Annotated in this window: 1 protein-coding gene; it reads left to right on the forward strand. The window is 34.6% G+C overall.

What is annotated here, in order from left to right; all coding sequences use genetic code 11:
• Positions 1-159 precede the first annotated feature (159 nt).
• Positions 160-1431 (forward strand): ISL3 family transposase, encoded by a 1272-nt coding sequence (locus FHL06_RS12900; protein ID WP_153386992.1) that lies wholly within the window; start codon positions 160-162, stop codon positions 1429-1431.
• Positions 1432-1500 lie beyond the last annotated feature (69 nt).

Genomic DNA, 1500 nt, shown 5'->3' on the forward strand with positions numbered 1-1500 from the left:
GGCTGTACGATAAATAAAGTTGATAGGTATTTTGCCATCAACTTTATTTTTGTATACCATTTATTAGTAATAACCATTTAAGAACACCAAAAAAGGACACCATTCATGCCCTTTAGATGTTCGACCCTCTACAGCTTCACAATGAAAGGAATTTGAATGATGCCCTTAACAAACAAGTCTATACGAAATGCTCTAGAAATGAAAGACAAGAATATTGTTTTTACTGATGACTCGGCCTTCATGAATATACATGGAACCATATCCTTAGTTTATTTTGCAAAACTTACTAAAGAAGTTGACCGTTGTATTAATTGTGGCCTTACAGGCCACATAATTAAAGACGGATTCAATAAAAATATGATAATCGCTCCATCACTATCTTTACGTCCAACTTTTATTCAATTGTACCGGCAGAAATATGTATGCAAGTCCTGTGGATCAATCTTTGTAGCTAAAACCAACTATGTTTGGGATTGTTGTCAAATTGCGCAGCCAGTCAGACAGATGATTCTGTCTGAGGCTGCTTACAATACCTCTCTCAAAGATATCGGAAGACGCTTTAATGTTTCAGATAAGACCGTTCAACGGGTCATTGATGAAGAAGCTAAACTTCATAAGAACAGGTGCACAGATTCTCTTCCAAAACACATGGCCTTTGACGAATTTATGGCGACGGATAAATTGAGCTTTATTTGGCTAAATAGTAACAATCATCGAATCGGGGATATTCTGCCTAGAAGAACTTCTTATCAGATTAAGAAATATTTTGAAAATTTTTCTTTAAAGGCTAGAGGGCAAGTGCAAACCGTTTCTTTAGATTTAAACGCTGGTTATATTAATCTCGTTCCAAAATTATTCCCTAAAGCAAGAATAGTCGTTGATAGGTTTCACATAGTTCAGATGGCTAATCGTTCTCTTAATTCTTCAAGAATTAAGGTAATGAAAACCATGCCCAAACGTAGTAAAGAATATTTATTCATGAAACGAGATTGGAAGAAATTCTTGGAATCATTCGATTCCATCGAAAAGATAAGGCCCAAATACCAATACAGTGTAAACTACTATGAAACGGATTTAAATTTAATTACAAAATGTTTGGATTTGGACGAAGGCTTTGCCAAGTCCTATGAAGCTTATCAGAATATTTTAAAAGCTATTGAAACAAGTAACATTGCGTTAATGAATGACACAATACTTGATTACCATCCGCTACGTAATCCAATGGATACAACTATGAAATCATTGAGAAAATATCGAAAACAAGTATTAAACGCACTGCATTTTGATTACTCTAATGGATTTTTAGAGGGAACCATTGGAAAGATAAAGAAAATAAAAAATGGTGCATATGGCTATCGAAACTGGAGTAACTTTATTAAGCGTATCAATCTTCAAATTTTTTGGCTCCGAGCAAGCTCGTCAGCCAAATAAAAAACAGCTAGACCAATTATGATCTAACTGCTTATGTAAACTGCCATCAACTTAATTTGACGAACAGCC

Origin of the sequence: Companilactobacillus halodurans, assembly GCF_009600985.1 — a bacterium.
GTDB lineage: Bacteria > Bacillota > Bacilli > Lactobacillales > Lactobacillaceae > Companilactobacillus > Companilactobacillus halodurans.